Raw genomic sequence first — 16787 nt, 5'->3', positions numbered from 1 at the left:
TGCCGCGCTGGCAACGGGGGACGGCGGCTTTCCAGCGATGGTATCGGTTGCGGGCCGCAACTGAGCAAGCCAGCAGCCGAGTCGAGCGCCGTGAAGCGAGTCGCGCCGGAGGACAGGGTGTGATCTTCTTCGCGGCCAAAATAGCTCAAAGGTGGCATTCAACCCTGGAATCGGTACTCCTCCAACAGGCGTCGACCGATGATCATTTTCTGGATCTCGGCGGTACCTTCGCCGATCAGCAGCATCGGAGCCTCACGATAGAGGCGCTCGATCTCGTACTCCTTGGAGAAGCCGTAACCGCCATGGATGCGGAACGCGTCCTCCACGACTTCTTTGCAGTATTCGGAGGCGAGGTACTTCGCCATCCCTGCCTCCAGGTCGTTTCGTTCCCCGGAGTCCTTTTTGCGTGCGGCGTTGACCATCATTGCATGGGCGGCTTCGACTTTGGTAGCCATCTCGGCCAGCTTGAACTGGATCGCCTGATGCTGGGCGATCGGCTTGCCGAACGTGTGCCGCTGCTGTGCGTAGGAGATCCCCAGCTCGAAGGCGCGCCGGGCCACCCCGCAGCCGCGCGCGGCGACATTCACCCGGCCGACCTCGACTCCGTCCATCATTTGGTAAAACCCTCGGCCGGTGGCGCCGCCGAGCACCCTATGGGCCGGAATGCGCAGTCCGTCCATGATCAGCTCGGTGGTGTCGACGCCCTTGTAGCCCATCTTGTCGATCTTCCCGGGGATGGTCAGACCGGGCCGCACCTGACCGAAGCCGGGCTCCTTCTCGACCAGGAACGTGGTCATCGACTTGTGCGGAGCGGTGCCTTCCGGGTGGCCCTCGTCGCTGCGGCACAGCACGGCGACGAGCGAGGACGTGCCGCCGTTGGTCAGCCACATCTTCTGGCCGTTCAGTACGTAGTCGTCGCCGTCCCGGACTCCCTTGGACGTGATCGCCGAGACGTCGGAACCCAGGCCGGGCTCGGACATCGAGAACGCCCCGCGCACCTCACCGGCCGCCATCCGCGGCAGGAAGGTCTCCTTCTGTTCCTCGGTGCCGTGCTGCTTGAGCATGTACGCCACGATGAAGTGGGTGTTGATGATGCCGGACACCGACATCCAGCCCCGGGCGATCTCCTCCACACACAGCGCGTAGGTGAGAAGGGACTCGCCCAGACCGCCGTACTCCTCGGGAATCATCAGCCCGAACAGGCCGAGTTCCTTCAGGCCCTCCACGATCCGGGTCGGATACTCGTCGCGGTGCTCCAGCTCCGTGGCGACCGGGAGAATCTCCTTGTCGACGAAGTCCCTGACGGTCGCCAGGATCTCCCGCTGGATGTCGGTCAGGCCGGCGGTCTGGGCGAGTGGGCTCATCTCGGTCACTTCTCCTGGGGTTCGGGGCGGCCTGGCTGTTCGCCTCCGCGTGCCTTGACGTACGTCTCGGTCGGGACCATCACCTTGCGCCGGAACACACAGACCACGGTGGAGTCCTGCTTGTAGCCCCTGGTCTCCACGTACACGATTCCGCGGTCGCTCTTGGACCTGGACGGGGTCTTGTCCAGGACCGTCGTCTCGCCGTAGATCGTGTCGCCGTGGAAGGTCGGCGCGACATGCTTGAGCGACTCGACCTCCACATTGGCGATCGCCTTCCCGGAGACGTCCGGCACCGACATGCCCAGCAGCAGCGAGTAGACGTAGTTGCCCACGACGACGTTCTTCCCGAAGTCCGTCGTCTTCTCGGCGTAGTTGCTGTCCAGGTGCAGCGGGTGATGGTTCATGGTGAGCAGGCAGAACAGGTGGTCGTCGTACTCCGTGACCGTCTTGCCCGGCCAGTGCTTGTAGACCGCGCCGACCTCGAACTCCTCGAAAGTGCGTCCGAACCGCATGGCTCTCACGCCTCCGGGGCTTCGAAGGAGGTGGTGCGCCGCAGGCCCGCGGCCCGGCCCTTGCCCGAGATGACCAGTGCCATCTTGCGGCTGGCCTCGTCGATCATCTCGTCGCCGAGCATCGCGGAGCCCTTCTTCCCGCCGGCCTCGGACGTGTAGTAGTCGTACGCGTCCAGAATCAGTTCGGCGTGGTCGTAGTCCTCCTGGGAGGGCGAGAAGATCTCGTTCGACGCCTCGATCTGGCCCGGGTGCAGCACCCACTTGCCGTCGTAGCCGAGCGCCGCCGCACGGCCGGCGACCTCGCGGTACCCCTCCACATCGCGGATCTGGAGGTACGGACCGTCGATCGCCTGGAGATCGTGGGTGCGGGCCGCCATCAGGATGCGCATCAGGATGTAGTGGTACGCGTCCGCGCCGTATCCGGGCGGCTGCTGTCCGACGACGAGCGACTTCATGTTGATGGAGGCCATGAAGTCGGCGGGGCCGAACACGATGGTCTCCAGCCGGGGCGAGGAAGCGGCGATGTCATCGACGTTCACCAGGCCCTTGGCGTTCTCGATCTGCGCCTCGATGCCGATCCGGCCGACCTCGAAGCCCATCGTCTTCTCGATCTGGGTGAGCAGCAGATCGAGGGCGACGACCTGCTGCGCGTCCTGGACCTTCGGCAGCATCACACAGTCGAGGTTCGCTCCCGCGCCCTCCACGACCGTGACCACATCGCGGTAAGTCCAGTGCGTCGTCCAGTCGTTGACCCGTACGACCCGTGTCTTGCCCGTCCAGTCGCCCTTGTTGAGCGCGTCCACGATCGTGTGCCGGGCGCCCTCCTTGGCGAGCGGCGCGCACGCGTCCTCCAGATCGAGGAAGACCTGGTCGGCCGGCAGCCCCTGGGCCTTCTCCAGGAAACGCGGGTTGGAGCCCGGAACGGCCAGGCAGGAGCGGCGCGGACGCAGCCGGTCGGGCCGGGCGGTGGCGGGCGGCAGATGGGCTGTCATGCGGAGACCTCCAACGGGTCGAGCTTGTTCGCGGTACGGATCTCGTCGACGATACGGCCGATGATCTCGGTGATCCCGAAGTCCTTCGGGGTGAATACGGCGGCCACCCCGGCCGCCCGCAGTTCCTCGGCGTCCGCGTGCGGGATGATCCCGCCGACGATCACCGGGAGGTCCCCGGCGCCCGCCGCGCGCAGCCGCTCCAGTACGTCGGGCACCAGCGCGGCGTGCGAACCCGACAGGATCGACAGGCCCACGCAGTGCACGTCCTCCGCGAGCGCGGCGCTCACGATCTGCTCGGGTGTGAGCCTGATGCCCTGGTAGACCACCTCGAAGCCGGCGTCCCGGGCGCGTACGGCGATCTGCTCGGCGCCGTTGGAGTGCCCGTCGAGACCGGGCTTGCCGACCAGCAGCCGCAGTCGCCCGGCGCCCAACTCCTCGGCGGTACGGGACACTCTCTCCCGTACGGCGGCGAGCGCGCTGCCCCGTTCCGCGGCCACGGCGACCTGAGCGCCGCTCACGCCCGTGGGCGCGCGGAACTCGCCGAAGACGTCGCGCAGCGCCCAGGACCACTCGCCGGTCGTCACCCCGGCCCGCGCGCACTCCACGGTGGCGGCCATCAGATTGGCGGTGCCCGCGGCGTCCCGCTTCAGGGCGGTCAGCGCCTGCGTGGCGCGGGCCTCGTCACGGTTGTCCCGCCAGGTGTGCAGGGCCGCCACCACCCGTGCCTCGTTCGCCGGGTCGACTGTCATGATCGCGGTGTCGAGGTCCGCGGTGAGCGGACCGGGCTCGGTGGACTCGTAGCAGTTGACGCCGACGATCTTCTCCTCGCCGGACTCGATCCGCGCCCGGCGCTCGGCGTGCGAGGAGACCAGCCGCGACTTGAGATAGCCGGACTCGACGGCCGCCATCGCGCCGCCCATCTCCTCGATCCGGTCCATCTCGGCGAGGCTTTCGGTGACGAGGCCCGCCACCTTGGCCTCCACGACCTGCGAGCCCTCGAAGATGTCCTCGTACTCCAGCAGGTCGCTCTCATGCGCCAGGACCTGCTGGATACGCAGCGACCACTGCTGGTCCCAAGGCCTCGGCAGGCCCAATGCCTCGTTCCAGGCCGGGAGTTGGACGGCGCGGGCGCGGGCGTCCTTGGAGAGGGTGACCGCCAGCATTTCCAGGACGATCCGCTGGACGTTGTTCTCCGGCTGGGCCTCGGTCAGGCCGAGGGAGTTGACCTGGACGCCGTAGCGGAAGCGGCGCTGCCTGGTGTTGTCGATGCCGTACCGCTCGCGGGTGACCTGGTCCCAGATGCGGGAGAAGGCCCGCATCTTGCACATCTCCTCGATGAAACGCACCCCGGCGTTGACGAAGAAGGAGATCCGGGCGACGACATCCCCCCGGCGGTCCTCGGGGATCCGCCCGGACGCGAACACCGCGTCGAGCACGGCGATCGCGGTGGACATCGCGTACGCGATCTCCTGCACCGGGGTCGCCCCCGCCTCCTGGAGGTGGTAGCTGCAGATGTTGATGGGGTTCCACTTGGGGATGTGGTTCACCGTGTACGTGATCATGTCCGTGGTCAGCCGCAGGCTGGGCACGGGCGGGAAGACATGCGTCCCGCGTGAGAGGTACTCCTTGACGATGTCGTTCTGGGTCGTCCCCTGGAGCAGGGCGATGTCCGCGCCCTGCTCCTCCGCCACCACCTGGTAGAGCGCCAGCAGCCACATGGCGGTGGCGTTGATGGTCATCGAGGTGTTGGTGCGCTCCAGCGGGATGTCCTGGAACAGCCGCCGCATGTCGCCGAGATGGGAGACCGGCACCCCGACCCGGCCGACCTCGCCCCGGGCCAGGACGTGATCGGGGTCGTAACCGGTCTGCGTCGGCAGGTCGAACGCGACCGAGAGGCCGGTCTGCCCCTTGGCGAGGTTGCGCCGGTAGAGCTCGTTGGACGCCTCGGCGGTGGAGTGACCGGCGTACGTCCGCATGAGCCAGGGCCGGTCTTTGTGACGATCAGTCATGAAAAGCCTTCAGCCTTCAGACGTTACGGAAGCGGTTGATGGCGTCGAGGTGCCGCTCGCGCAGCTCCCGGTCCCGCACGCCGAGGCCCTCGCGGGGTGCCAGCGCCAGCACCCCGACCTTGCCCTGGTGGCGGTTGCGGTGGACGTCGTACGCGGCCTGGCCGGTGTCCTCCAGCGCGTAGACCTTCGACAGGGTGGGGTGGATCTTTCCCTTGGCGACCAGCCGGTTGGCCTCCCACGCCTCGCGGTAGTTGGCGAAGTGGGAACCGATGATGCGCTTGAGCGACATCCACAGATAGCGGTTGTCGTACTCGTGCGTGTAGCCGGAGGTGGAGGCGCAGGTGACGACCGTGCCGCCCTTGCGCGTGACGTACACACTGGCTCCGAACGTCTCGCGCCCCGGGTGCTCGAAGACGATGTCCACGTCCTCGCCGCCGGTCAGTTCGCGGATGCGCTTGCCGAACCGCTTCCACTCGCGCGGGTCCTGATGGTGTTCGTCCTTCCAGAACGCGTAGTCCTCGGCGGTGCGGTCGATGATCGCCTCGGCGCCCATCCGACGGCACAGCTCCGCCTTCTGGTCGCTGGAGACGACACAGACCGGGTTGGCCCCGCCGGCCAGCGCGAACTGCGTGGCGTACGAGCCGAGTCCGCCGCTCGCGCCCCAGATCAGGACGTTGTCGCCCTGCTTCATCCCGGCGCCGTTGCGGGACACCAGCTGCCGGTACGCGGTCGAGTTGACCAGTCCGGGAGCCGCGGCCTCCTCCCAGCTCAGGTGCTGCGGCTTGGGCATCAGCTGGTTGGACTTCACGAGCGCGATCTCGGCGAGGCCGCCGAAGTTGGTCTCGAATCCCCAGATCCGCTGCTCGGGGTCGAGCATCGTGTCGTTGTGTCCGTCGGACGATTCCAGCTCGACGGAGAGGCAGTGCGCGACGACCTCGTCGCCCGGCCGCCAGACGTTGACGCCGGGGCCGGTGCGCAGCACGACGCCCGCCAGGTCCGAGCCGATGACGTGGTACGGCAGGTCGTGGCGCCTGGTGAGTTCGCTGAGCCTGCCGTACCGCTCCAGGAACCCGAAGGTCGGCAGGGGCTCGAAGATGGAGGTCCAGACGGAGTTGTAGTTCACGGAGCTGGCCATGACGGCCACCAGGGCCTCGCCGGGGCCGAGTTCGGGCACCGGGACCTCATCGAGATGGAGAGACTTGCGGGGGTCCTTCTCCCGGGTGGTCTGGCCCGTGAACATCTCCGTCTCGTCCTTGTGCACGGTCACCGCGCGGTACGAGCCGGGGAGGGGCAGTGCGGCGAAGTCTGCGGATGTGCTGTCCGGCGACTGGATCGCGTCCAGGATTTCCTTCACGGTGTTGCCTCCGGTGAAGCCGAGGGAGCGAGATGCAAGGGGGCTGCTTGCTGGTGCGGTGGAGGTGTGCCGTCGGTTCGGCGGGGGCGCGGTGCCGGTCGTGCTGATCGGCGGCGCCGGGTGAGCGCGGAGATGCCTGTGACGCAGGCGTCCGGGCGCACAAGCGGGATGGCTTGCGGGAACAGCCGGACAACTTCACGCTATGGCACCCGGTGACACCTGGCAAGGCACTGGGTGCCAAAAATCTCTCTCATGTGTCACTCGTACGGCACGCATGAGCAATGTCTACCGCTCGATCGCCGGCGAATATCACTTCAGGTGCCGAGGTGTGCGCATGGCGTATCGATGTGAGGGCGTGCGCGAGCCAGGCCGGTGGGTGCGGGGAACGAGAGGCCCCAGGGCCTCTCGTTTGGATCTTGCCGGGCTCGCGTGCCCCGGCACCGCGCCTCGCCGCGTTGCCGTCACTCCACGACGCTCCGCGTCGCCTCACTCCCCCGCCTTGCGATCCACGGCACCAGACCCTGCCCCCTGATCCGGCCTGATCCAAACGAAAGACCCTAGGCGCCCTTGAGCGCCTGCTTGATGGTCCGCATGACCTCGTCCAGCGGGGCGTCCGTGTGCGCCACCGTCACCAGCACGTCCCCGCTGGTACGCGCGGTGGCGGCCGGCTGTCGCGGCTTGTCGCCGAAGCTCCTGCCCGCGCCGATACCCGTGCCGAAGGTGTCACGCACGATCGCGAAGGCGTGGTCCAGCTGTGCCTCGACATCGCCTTGGCCACCGGCCCGCAGCCAGCGCCGCAGCACATGGTTGTGCGCCGTGACGACCGCGGACGCGGCCACCTCCGCCAGCAGCGGGTCGTCATTGCCGTCGGCGTGGTCGCGCTCGTCGAAGTGGCCCAGCAGATAGCGGGTGAACAGCCGCTCGTAGCGGGCCACCGAGGCGATCTCGCGCTCGCGGAGCGTGGGCACCTCGCGGGTGAGGCGGTAGCGCTCCACGGAGACCGCGGGGGAGGCCGCGTACATCCGCATGACCTCCTTGATGCCCCGGCAGACCGTGTCCAGCGGGTGCTCGTGGGCCGGCGCGGCGTTGAGTACCGACTCCGCCCGGACGAGCGTGTCGTCGTGGTCCGGGAAGATCGCCTCTTCCTTGGAGCGGAAGTGCCGGAAGAAGGTCCGGCGGGCGACCCCGGCCGCGGCGGCGATCTCGTCGACGGTCGTCGCCTCGTACCCCTTGGTCGCGAACAGCTCCATGGCCGCGGCCGCCAATTCACGGCGCATCTTGAGGCGCTGGGCGGCCGCGCGAGTGCCGGCGGCGCTCTCCGTGCCGGCGGTCTTGGAGTTCGTACGGGAGGACTTGGCGGACTGGGACATGGAGTGAACGTACTGCATCGGCGCAGGAGAGCGTGCCTGCGGGGCGGACCGGCCGGGCGGTCCGCCCCCTCTCGCGCCGGGGTCAGCGCCGCGCGTACTCACGGAAGCCGCGCCCCGTCTTACGGCCGAGGCAGCCCGCCGCCACCAGGTGTTCCAGCAGCGGCGCGGGGGCCAGGCCCGGGTCGTGGAACTCGCGGTGCAGGACCCGTTCGATGGCCAGGGAGACGTCGAGGCCGACCACATCGAGCAGTTCGAAGGGGCCCATCGGATAGCCGCCGCCCAGCTTCATCGCGGCGTCGATGTCATCGAGGGTCGCGTAGTGCTCCTGGACCATCTTGACCGCGTTGTTCAGATACGGGAAGAGCAGCGCGTTCACGATGAAACCCGCGCGGTCGCCGCAGTCCACCGGATGCTTGCGGACGGCGTGGATCACCTCGCGCGCGGTGGCGTGGACATCGTCGGCGGTGAGGACCGTACGGACCACCTCGACCAGCTTCATGGCCGGGGCCGGATTGAAGAAGTGCATCCCGATGACGTCCTGTGGGCGCGAGGTCGCGCGGGCGCAGGCGACCACCGGGAGCGAGGAGGTCGTGGTGGCCAGCACCGTGCCCGGCCGACAGACCTTGTCGAGCGTGGCGAAGAGCTGCCGCTTGACCTCCAGGTCCTCGGTCACCGCCTCGACCGCCAGATCCACCTCGGCGAACGCGTCGAGCGAACCGGCCGGTGCGATCCGCGCCAGCGCAGCGTCCCGGGCCTCGGCGGTCAGCCGGCCCTTGTCGACCGAACGGGCCAGGGACGTGGCGATACGGCCGACGGCGGCCACCGCCTTCTCCGGGTTCCTGGCCGCGAGCACGACGTCGTACCCCGCCTTGGCGAAGACCTCCGCGATGCCGCTCGCCATCGTGCCGGAGCCCGCGACGCCGACCGACCGGACGGCGCGGCCGGAGCCCGCGGCGGCGCCTTCCGGGGTGTTCGTCGGTGTCAGGGCGTCCGGCACCACCGTGCCGCCGCCGGGTGCCTCGTACGTGTAGAAGCCGCGCCCGGCCTTGCGCCCGGTCAGCCCGGCGTCGCTGAGCTGTCCGAGAACCGGCGCGGGGGCGTGCAGCCGGTCGTGGGACGCCGCGTGCATCGCGTCCAGCACGGTACGCGCGGTGTCGACGCCGATCAGGTCGAGCAGGGCGAGCGGCCCCATGGGCAGCCCGCAGCCCAGCCGCATCGCCGCGTCGATGTCCTCGCGGGAGGCGTACTTGGCCTCGTACATCGCGGCGGCCTGGTTGAGGTAGCCGAAGAGCAGGCCGTCCGCGACGAAACCGGGCCGGTCGCCCACCGCGACCGGCTCCTTGCCCAGCTCGCGCGCGAGCGCGGTGACGGCCGCCACGGCCTGCGGCGAGGTGAGGACCGAGGAGACCACCTCGACCAGCTTCATCGCCGGGGCGGGGTTGAAGAAGTGCAGTCCGAGCACCCGCTCGGGGTGCGCCGAGTCGGCGGCCAGCCGCGTCACCGACAGCGCGTTGGTGCCGGTCGCGAGAACGGCCGTGGGACTGACGATCCCGTCCAGCGCGCGCAAGACCCGCTGCTTGGCCTCGTACGACTCGGGCACGACCTCGATCACCAACTCGGCGTCGGCGGCGGCGCGCAGGTCGCGGAACGTACGGAACCGGGCGAGCGCGGTACGCCGTTCCTCCTCGGTGAGCCGGCCGCGCTCCACGCTGCGCGCGGTGGACGCTTCGAGCGCGGCGACGGCCTGCCGGGAGGCCGCGTCGCTGATGTCGATGCCGATGACCTCGCGGCCGGCCACGGCGAGGATCTCGGCGATGCCGGTCCCCATCGTGCCGAGGCCGACCACGGCGATGGTGGAGAGAGGGATGTCCATCACGGGACTCCAGGGGAAGAAGTGACGGCTGGTTTTCGAGGGCTCGGCCGACGGACGTGTACGTGCCCGTGCGCCCGTGAGCCTGCCGCGGCGGGCCCTGTTCCGTAGCCACGCCGTGTGTACGGTCCGGACGGGCCGGGCCGTGGAAGTGCTGAACCGACAGCACTCGCGATGGCTGCGTCACCAGGCCATCGGAGTCGCGAGTGGATAACCCGCTCATCTGAGGTTAACCGACGGGTAACGAGCGCGCCAGAGCGCGGTCGTAGTGCGCTGTGTTCCGGGGCGCGGCCGGTACGGGTGATCCGCGCGCCGCGCGCGCCGGCCGATCGGAGCCGTGAATCGCCGCCGGTCGCGTGCCCGGCGCCGATAACCTGGCAGGCATGGATGAGGACTTACGTTCGCTCGCGGACCGGGTGCGGGACGAGTCCGGGGACTCGGAGGCGTATCGGCGGCTCGTGCACACCGAGGACCGGGAAGAGCTGGCCGGTATTCTCACCGCGCGCGAACAGCCCTTGTGGGCACGGGAGATGGCCGCGTTCAGGCTCGGGTGCGCCGGGGACCGGCGGGCCTTCGAGGCGCTTGTACTGCTCCTCAACCACCGTGATCCCGAGCGCTGCGTCTCCGCTTCGTACGCCCTCGCCCGGCTCGGTGACCCGCGCACCCCCAGGGCCGCCGCCGCGCTCGCCACCAACACACTGCGCACCGCCTACGCGCTCCATCCGATACGGCTGCTCACCGAGTTGCGTGCCGCCGAGTCCGTACCGGTGCTGATCGCCACGCTGGAACGGCTGCTGGCGCCGGACGAACCGTACTGGCGGGTGGCGCTCGCCTGTGTCGAGGGACTGGGGCAACTCGGGGACAGCGGCGCGCGCGACGCCCTCGAAGCGGCCCGGGTTCATCCCCGCCTGCGCACCGCCGCCGACGAGGCGCTCAGCCGCCTCGCGTAACGCACTTCGGGCACCGCGACCCCGTCCACGTCGAAGGACTCCTCGGCGCGGTCCGGCATGAAGCCGGCCTTCGCGTAGAAGCGGCGGGCGCGCCCGTTCTCCCTCAGCACCCAGAGCAGCATCGACGTGTAGCCGTCCCCCGCGGCCCGCGACGCCAGAGCGTCCATCAGCGCACGGCCGATACCGGTGGACAGCAACTCGGGCTCCGCGTAGATCGCGTACAGCTCAGCCGTCCCGGCGTCCGCGTCCGCGTCGCGGCCAGGACCGTAGCAGCCCCACCCGACCACCCGGCCGTCGTGCTCCGCAACGAGATTGACCACCTGGCCGGCGCCCTCGGCGAGCCGTTCACGACGCAGGGCCGTCTCCTCCGGGAGGCTCATCGCGTCCAGATACGCCTGCGGTATGAGCCCCGCGTACGCGTACCGCCAGCCGCGCAACCGGATGTCGGCGACGGCCTCGCAGTCGGCGACGGTCATCTCACGGACCCGGACCCCGGCCGTCACCTCGCCGGGTATCGCTGCGAACAGGCCCACGTCCCCGACGACTTGGCCGTATCCGGTGTCGGATGCGACGCCGTCGGGTGAGGCGCCGTCGGGGGAGCAGGGCCGGGTGGATTCACTCATGGGCGCCATCCTCGCGGACACCACTGACAGCGGGCACGGGTTTTCCACGGCCCGTGCCGCTGTCGCTCAGTGCTGTTCGACGATACGGGTCAGGAGCCGGTCGAGGACCTGTAGCTCCTCTTCGCTGAGGACGCCGTACACCTCCGCCATCGTGCGCTGGACGGCGGCGTCGGCGTCCTTGAGGCACGTGCGGCCGAGGCCGGTGAGGTTCACGGCATGAGCGCGCCGGTCGGCCTCGTTACGGTGTCGCTCGACGAGACCCCGCTGCTCGAGGTCGTCGATCTGACGCCCCATCCCCGAGCGGTCGACCCCGACGCGGTTCACCAGCTCGGTCTGGCTCAGCGGCTGGTCGGCGGCGAGGGACAGCAGCACGTTGTACTGCCGCGGTGTCAGCTCGAACTCGCTCAGCGCGTCGGCGAAGTTGCGGTCGGAGATGCGCCACGCGAGAAACAGCGACATCCCGACGTGGACACCGTGGGCGCCGGCCAGCGCGCGCCGGCTGCTTGCCCGAAGGTCGCTGGAATCCCTGATCACGCCGCCTGATGCTACCCGGCGCCAGATGCTCCCAGATGATACTTTCCCAACTGGGAGTATTTGATCGAGGTCGCGGCGCCGTGAGCCGCCGTGCCCGCTGTGAAAGGACTGAGAACGCATGGGTCGTCGTCTGGAGTCGAAGGTCGCTGTTGTCACGGGCGGAGCGCTCGGGATGGGGGCGTCCCATGTGCGGACGTTCGTCGCCGAAGGCGCGCGCGTGGTGATCGCCGACATCCTTGAGGCGGAGGGCCCTGCGCTCGCCGCCGAACTCGGCGACGCCGCTCGCTTCGTCCGTCTGGACGTGAGCGACCCGGAGCAGTGGGCCGCGCTGGTCGCCGAGACCGAGCGAGAGTTCGGGCCGATCACCGTACTGGTGAACAACGCCGGTGCCGCGGGCCCCTTCCTGCCCGCCGCGGAGCTGTCGATCGCCGACTACCGCCGCACGGTGGAGGTCGACCTGAACGGCACCTTCTACGGAATGCACGCCGTCATTCCGGGCATGGTCGCGGCGGGCGGCGGGTCGATCGTGAACATCTCCTCCACGGCCGGGTTCCAGGGCAGGACTCCGAATGCCGCGTATTCGGCGTCGAAGTTCGGCGTACGGGGTCTCGCGCGGGCCACGGCCAAGGACTACGCGGCGGCGGGCGTTCGCGTGAACTGCGTCTGCCCGGGAATCGTGCGCACCCCGCTGCTGGAGGCCACATGGGACGAGGACGCCCAGGCACGGGAACTCCTGCGGGTGCCGATGGGCCGCTTCGGGGACTCCGCGGAACTGTCCGCCGCGGTGCTGTTCCTGGCCTCTGACGAGGCGTCGTACGTGACGGGCACGGACCTGCTCGTGGACGGCGGGATGACCGCCTGAGGCGCTGCGGATCCGTTTCGTGGGGGGATCCGTTTCGCGTGGGGCGTGCCAACGGCCACGCCCCACGCGCACGGTCGGTGAGTCGTTGCTTCCCCGAATCGGCGGATCCATCAGGGATTACGGGACAGCCCTTAGGGCCTGAGCGTTTTCGGGGTGATCGAACGGGCCCGCTCGTAGACATCGCGAACTACATGACTCTTGAGATGAGGCCTGGCCAGCTGCAATAGGCTTTGCATTCGCTGATCTGCCCTTCCTGATTGAATCAACGGATAGTCCTCCAATGCGCTGTTCCAGGTGACGCAAGCAGATTCCACATGCCCGACCGCGAACTGGCGCTCGGCGAGAATCGCACGCTCTTTTACGCGCGTGCGTCGATAGATGTTGTAGCGCAATTTGTCGGACTGCTGCATCGCTTCTACTGCTCCCACTGCATCGCCAAGCTCATACCTGACCTGACTGGTGTGGTAGTTCAATGCGGCCGGATCATAGGAACCGAAAATCCTCTGCTGAGATTCTGCTTTATCCATGGCAACTTCGGCTTCGCGCAGATGCGTGAGGGCGTTGGAGCGGTCTCCGATTTGTGCTGCTGCGTGGGCTTGTTGCCCGGCCAGGAATGCGCGCATTCGAGGGCCGGTCTGTGGGGAAGCCGCAGCGGCGGCATCGGCGAGTCGCATTGCCGACCTTCCGTGTCCCAGGTCAACGGCCTGGACGCTCATGCCTCGTAGCGTGGTGCAGTATATGAGATGGTCTTCTGATGCTCCGGCCAGCTCCAGTGCTTTCAGGTAATACCGCTGAGCCAGCCCGTGGATTCCCTCGTCAACTGCCATGTATCCGGTGAGGTAACACAGGTCGGAGGCGGCGGACATCATCGCTTTGCGTACCTCCTCCGACGCGTCAGCCTTCAGGTAAGGGGCGACCGTATTTACGAGGAACGCCGCTGCCATCGGCCGTGCGTGGCGCCCGCCGAATTGGTCGTCCAGTTCGGATACCCGTTCCGTCATGGCGATGACCATGTCGACTTCGGGCATTCCTATGCGCAGCGGCCTCCCGCCCTGAACGGCTTCCATGCGGCCCAGGACATCTGGCCAGTTGGGGACGGTGAGGGCTACGGAGAACAGGGCGGCTCCCACGACGCTGCGGCGGGACGGGTCCATGTCTTGCCTCCCGAGGTCGATCAGCCCTTCCACGGTACTCGGATGGGGGTTCGACTCCTGGGGGAGTGAAGGGAAGCCTGCTTCGGACCGGGTGACGGGTCGTCGCAGTCGTCGGGCGAACGCTTCCAGGATCAGTGGGCGGACGGATTCCTTGGGCAACTGCCCCTTCAGCCACTGACTGACCGATGGCTGTTGGTACTTGAGGGGAGTTCCCCGCTCGGTTCCGATGCGGTTGACCTCCTGGGCGAGTTGACGCATCGTCCACCCGCTCTCGCGGTACAGCCGCTCAAGTGCTGTGTTCGGCTCCAGCGCCTTCACCGTTCCTATCCCCTTCACAGCGGCCTTATGGCTCTTATGCCTTCGCGCCGCGGCAAGCGTAGCGCTGTGCGTAGTCGTCCAGTTGCCTAGAGTGAGATGAGATCGCGGGGCAAGGAGGAGCGGTGAACTCGGATGTCGGGGAAGGCGGTGACCTTCCGATGGTGTCGGCTACCAAACTGGGGCCTTGCGCTTGCCCGTTGGGGGAGGACTGCCCCGAACGGGCCGGCCATGTCCCGGGCAATGGTGAGCCCGAGCATTCTCGCGCGGACGACCGGTCGCACAGCCCGACCATAGAGCGACTGCGGCCCCTGGTGGGGAGGGAAAATCGTTGGTCGAGCGGAAGTTGGCGATGAGCGAGCCGGAATGCGCGCAGTGTGCGGAACTGGCGGCGAAGAAGGAAGCGGCCGAAAAGTCGGGTGACCTCACCGCCGTCACCGACTGCGTGGGGCTGCTCCGCAGGCATCCGCACACGGCCGCTTGGCGGTGTCGGGCCCCCTCGATGCCCATTGGGCATGGTGGTGACGCAGAGAGTGGGGGCTGCTCGCGGTCCCTGTCTCTCGTCCTTGTCCCTTCACAGCAGGGTGAGTTGTGTCGCCTCGGGCGCGGGGCCCGGCGTCTCGTCCCGGGGGCTGTCCTGGTCCGTGGTGATGTGGCGGGCCTCGCCCCGGCTCTCGCCGGGCCTATTCCGAACTCGTCGGCCAGCTCGTGCACCTGCCGTGTGATCCGGCGCCCGCGGCGGCTGTCGCACAGTCCGGCAACAGCCCCAACATGCAGGACACGACCCTCAAGGAGATTCGACCTCCACTCCGGGCACCACCATTCTCCTCGTGCCAGCGGGCACGCTACCGTCCCTCACCGGCCGGAATGGCACGTACCCACGTGCGGTCCTCGGTCAGGTAGGAGTCGAGGGCAAGCCCGGCCTCGCTGAGGGCGAGTTCGAAAGCCTCGGTGGTCAGTGGACGTGACAGAAATGTCTGGGTCCACCGAGCGTCCGGGAAAAGGTATTCGACATGGACGGACCGCACACCAGGGCCCACCGGGTCGGAGGACACCACCCTGACGAGACCGCCGGCGATCTCCCGCTCTCGTGGCAGGTTCTCGTGCCGGTCCTCGGCTTCTCGCTGAATGAGCACACAACCGTGGTCTTCGACATGCCGCCGGCAGGTCTGTAAGAGCCTTTGCCGCACTTGTGGATCACCGTAGTGAACAAGGAACGATCCCAGCAACACGACATCGAAGAGCTCATCGAGCTCCAATTTCTCGATCGGTCCGCAGACAGTCCGGGCGTCGCGAACCTTCTCCAGCATCTCGGGAGACTCGTCGACGGCCGTCACGTCGAAACCTCGTCTTACGAGCGGATGCGTCACGCGGCCCACCCCGGAGCCCAGTTCGAGGATACGGGCCCGGGCAGGGACCGCCCGTTCGATGATGTCCGGTTCGTCACCCGCAGGGAGGCGTTCGTACAATTCGACGGAACACCCGTCCGGTGTGACTGCCCCCGGACCGGTTCCTTGATGGCCCTCGCGCATCCGACCCCTCATGCGCCCATCGGAACACAGCGGCGCCGCTTGCGAAAGACCGTGTCGTACGTCGACTGGTGGCACCCCGTCTTTCCGGGCGTCGGCCTCGCCGTCATCGGCCCCTCTTGAGCCCCCGCCCGTCTGTCGCTCCCGTGGCAGACGGGCGGGGGCCACTCGCGGTCCGTGTCTCCCGTCCTTGTCCCTTCACAACAGCGTCCCGTCACAACAGGCTGAGTTGTGTCGCCTCGGGCGCGGGGCCCGGCGTCTCGTCCCGTGCGCCGTCCCGGTCCGTGGAGATGCGGCGGGCCTCGCCCCGGCTCGCCGGGCCTATTCCGAACTCGTCGGCCAGCTCGTGCACCTGCCGTGTGATCCGGCGCTGGTACCACTTGGGGGCGTACGCCCCGTCCGCGTACAGGCGCTCGTAACGCGCCACCAGGTGTGGATGGTGCTGTGCCAGCCAGGCCATGAACCACTCGCGTGCCCCCGGCCGCAGATGCAGTACCAGCGGGGTCACCGATCCGGCGCCCGAGGCGGCTATCGCCTTCACCGTCGCCCGTAGTTGGTCGGGGCGGTCGCCCAGGAAGGGGATGACCGGGGCCATCAGTACCCCGCAGCCGATGCCGTTGTCGGTCATCGCGCGGACGACATCGAGGCGGCGCTCGGGTGACGGTGTGCCCGGCTCGACCGTGCGCCACAGGTCCTGGTCGATGAAGCCGACCGAGACCGAGATGCCCACCTCGGTGACGGAGGCGGCCTCCCGTAGCAGTTCGAGATCGCGGAGGATCAGGGTGCCCTTGGTGAGGATGGAGAAAGGGTTGGCGTGGTCGCGCAGCGCCGTGATGATGCCCGGCATCAGCCCGTAGCGCCCCTCCGCCCGCTGGTAGCAGTCGACATTCGTGCCCATCGCTATGTGCTGCCCCTCCCAGCGGGCGGAGGCCAGCTGCCGGCGTACCAGCTGTGGCGCGTTGATCTTGACGACGATCTGGGAGTCGAAACCCAGCCCGGTGTCGAGATCCAGATAGCTGTGCGTCTTGCGCGCGAAGCAGTAGACACAGGCGTGTGTGCAGCCCCGGTAGGGATTCACCGTCCATTCGAACGGCATACGGGACGCTCCCGGCACCCGGTTCACGATCGACCGGGCGCGGACCTCGTGGAAGGTGATCCCGCGGAATTCCGGGGTGTCGAACGTGCGAGTGACCACCGCGTCCGTGCCGAAGAGCGCCATGTCCCCGCTCGGCCCCGTCGTCGGCGGGCTTTCGGCCAGATTGTCCCAGCGCATGCGTGCCTCCTCGGTAGCTCTGACCCCAGAATAGAACAAGTGTTCCCTTGATCGTCGCAACCCCGGATTTGGCGGG

At 68.3% G+C, this 16787-nt stretch carries 14 protein-coding genes and 1 pseudogene; 2 read left to right on the top strand and 13 right to left on the bottom strand.

Annotated elements, in window-relative coordinates:
• Window positions 1-158: 158 nt before the first annotated feature.
• From ACIOJD_RS18330 to ACIOJD_RS18300, 7 genes are all read right to left on the bottom strand, one after another.
• On the bottom strand, window positions 159-1364 hold the full coding sequence (locus tag ACIOJD_RS18330; RefSeq protein ID WP_401914477.1) for an acyl-CoA dehydrogenase family protein: 1206 nt from the start codon (window positions 1362-1364) through the stop codon (window positions 159-161).
• A 5-nt stretch (window positions 1365-1369) separates the two neighbouring features.
• Complete coding sequence (locus ACIOJD_RS18325; RefSeq protein ID WP_401914474.1) at window positions 1370-1876, bottom strand: MaoC family dehydratase; 507 nt, start codon at window positions 1874-1876, stop codon at window positions 1370-1372.
• Between the two features lie 5 nt (window positions 1877-1881).
• A complete protein-coding gene (locus ACIOJD_RS18320) occupies window positions 1882-2868 on the bottom strand; it encodes an HpcH/HpaI aldolase/citrate lyase family protein (RefSeq protein WP_401914471.1) in 987 nt (328 codons plus the stop codon).
• A complete protein-coding gene (locus ACIOJD_RS18315) occupies window positions 2865-4877 on the bottom strand; it encodes a protein meaA (protein WP_401914469.1) in 2013 nt (670 codons plus the stop codon). Before ACIOJD_RS18315 ends, ACIOJD_RS18320 begins: the two co-directional genes overlap by 4 nt.
• Before the next feature lie 16 nt (window positions 4878-4893).
• Window positions 4894-6231, bottom strand: coding sequence for a crotonyl-CoA carboxylase/reductase (gene ccrA / locus ACIOJD_RS18310; RefSeq protein ID WP_401914466.1), 1338 nt, complete (start codon window positions 6229-6231; stop codon window positions 4894-4896).
• A 557-nt stretch (window positions 6232-6788) separates the two neighbouring features.
• Complete coding sequence (locus ACIOJD_RS18305; RefSeq protein WP_401914463.1) at window positions 6789-7601, bottom strand: TetR family transcriptional regulator; 813 nt, start codon at window positions 7599-7601, stop codon at window positions 6789-6791.
• 82 nt (window positions 7602-7683) lie between these two features.
• Complete coding sequence (locus tag ACIOJD_RS18300) at window positions 7684-9474, bottom strand: 3-hydroxyacyl-CoA dehydrogenase family protein (RefSeq protein ID WP_401914461.1); 1791 nt, start codon at window positions 9472-9474, stop codon at window positions 7684-7686.
• 380 nt (window positions 9475-9854) lie between these two features.
• Here ACIOJD_RS18300 and ACIOJD_RS18295 point away from each other — a divergent pair, with 380 nt between their 5' ends.
• Complete coding sequence (locus ACIOJD_RS18295; protein WP_401914458.1) at window positions 9855-10421, top strand: HEAT repeat domain-containing protein; 567 nt, start codon at window positions 9855-9857, stop codon at window positions 10419-10421.
• On the opposite strand, the gene ACIOJD_RS18290 is transcribed toward ACIOJD_RS18295, so the two are convergent.
• Both ACIOJD_RS18290 and ACIOJD_RS18285 read right to left on the bottom strand, forming a co-directional pair.
• Window positions 10370-11044 (bottom strand): GNAT family N-acetyltransferase, encoded by a 675-nt coding sequence (locus tag ACIOJD_RS18290; protein ID WP_401914455.1) that lies wholly within the window; start codon window positions 11042-11044, stop codon window positions 10370-10372. The genes ACIOJD_RS18295 and ACIOJD_RS18290 overlap by 52 nt on opposite strands.
• Before the next feature lie 66 nt (window positions 11045-11110).
• Window positions 11111-11578 (bottom strand): MarR family winged helix-turn-helix transcriptional regulator, encoded by a 468-nt coding sequence (locus ACIOJD_RS18285; protein ID WP_401914453.1) that lies wholly within the window; start codon window positions 11576-11578, stop codon window positions 11111-11113.
• A gap of 118 nt (window positions 11579-11696) precedes the next feature.
• Between ACIOJD_RS18285 and ACIOJD_RS18280 the strand changes: the two genes are divergently transcribed.
• Window positions 11697-12440 (top strand): SDR family NAD(P)-dependent oxidoreductase, encoded by a 744-nt coding sequence (locus ACIOJD_RS18280; RefSeq protein WP_401914450.1) that lies wholly within the window; start codon window positions 11697-11699, stop codon window positions 12438-12440.
• Between the two features lie 131 nt (window positions 12441-12571).
• Here the strand turns inward: ACIOJD_RS18280 and ACIOJD_RS18275 are convergent, their stop codons facing one another.
• From ACIOJD_RS18275 to ACIOJD_RS18260, 4 genes and pseudogenes are all read right to left on the bottom strand, one after another.
• Complete coding sequence (locus ACIOJD_RS18275; protein ID WP_401915520.1) at window positions 12572-13852, bottom strand: tetratricopeptide repeat protein; 1281 nt, start codon at window positions 13850-13852, stop codon at window positions 12572-12574.
• A gap of 631 nt (window positions 13853-14483) precedes the next feature.
• Window positions 14484-14641: pseudogene (locus ACIOJD_RS18270) on the bottom strand (radical SAM protein); the annotation flags it as partial.
• A 113-nt stretch (window positions 14642-14754) separates the two neighbouring features.
• Window positions 14755-15453 carry a class I SAM-dependent methyltransferase gene (locus tag ACIOJD_RS18265; RefSeq protein WP_401915517.1) on the bottom strand — a complete coding sequence of 233 codons (699 nt, stop codon included), beginning with the start codon at window positions 15451-15453 and terminating at the stop codon, window positions 14755-14757.
• 199 nt (window positions 15454-15652) lie between these two features.
• Window positions 15653-16711 (bottom strand): Rv2578c family radical SAM protein, encoded by a 1059-nt coding sequence (locus ACIOJD_RS18260; RefSeq protein WP_401914449.1) that lies wholly within the window; start codon window positions 16709-16711, stop codon window positions 15653-15655.
• Window positions 16712-16787: the final 76 nt, after the last annotated feature.

Origin of the sequence: Streptomyces sp. NPDC088116, assembly GCF_044741745.1 — a bacterium.
In the GTDB taxonomy this organism is placed as follows: domain Bacteria; phylum Actinomycetota; class Actinomycetes; order Streptomycetales; family Streptomycetaceae; genus Streptomyces.
Note: the sequence above shows the minus strand (reverse complement) of the source record. Positions and strands in the feature narration are given on the sequence as shown.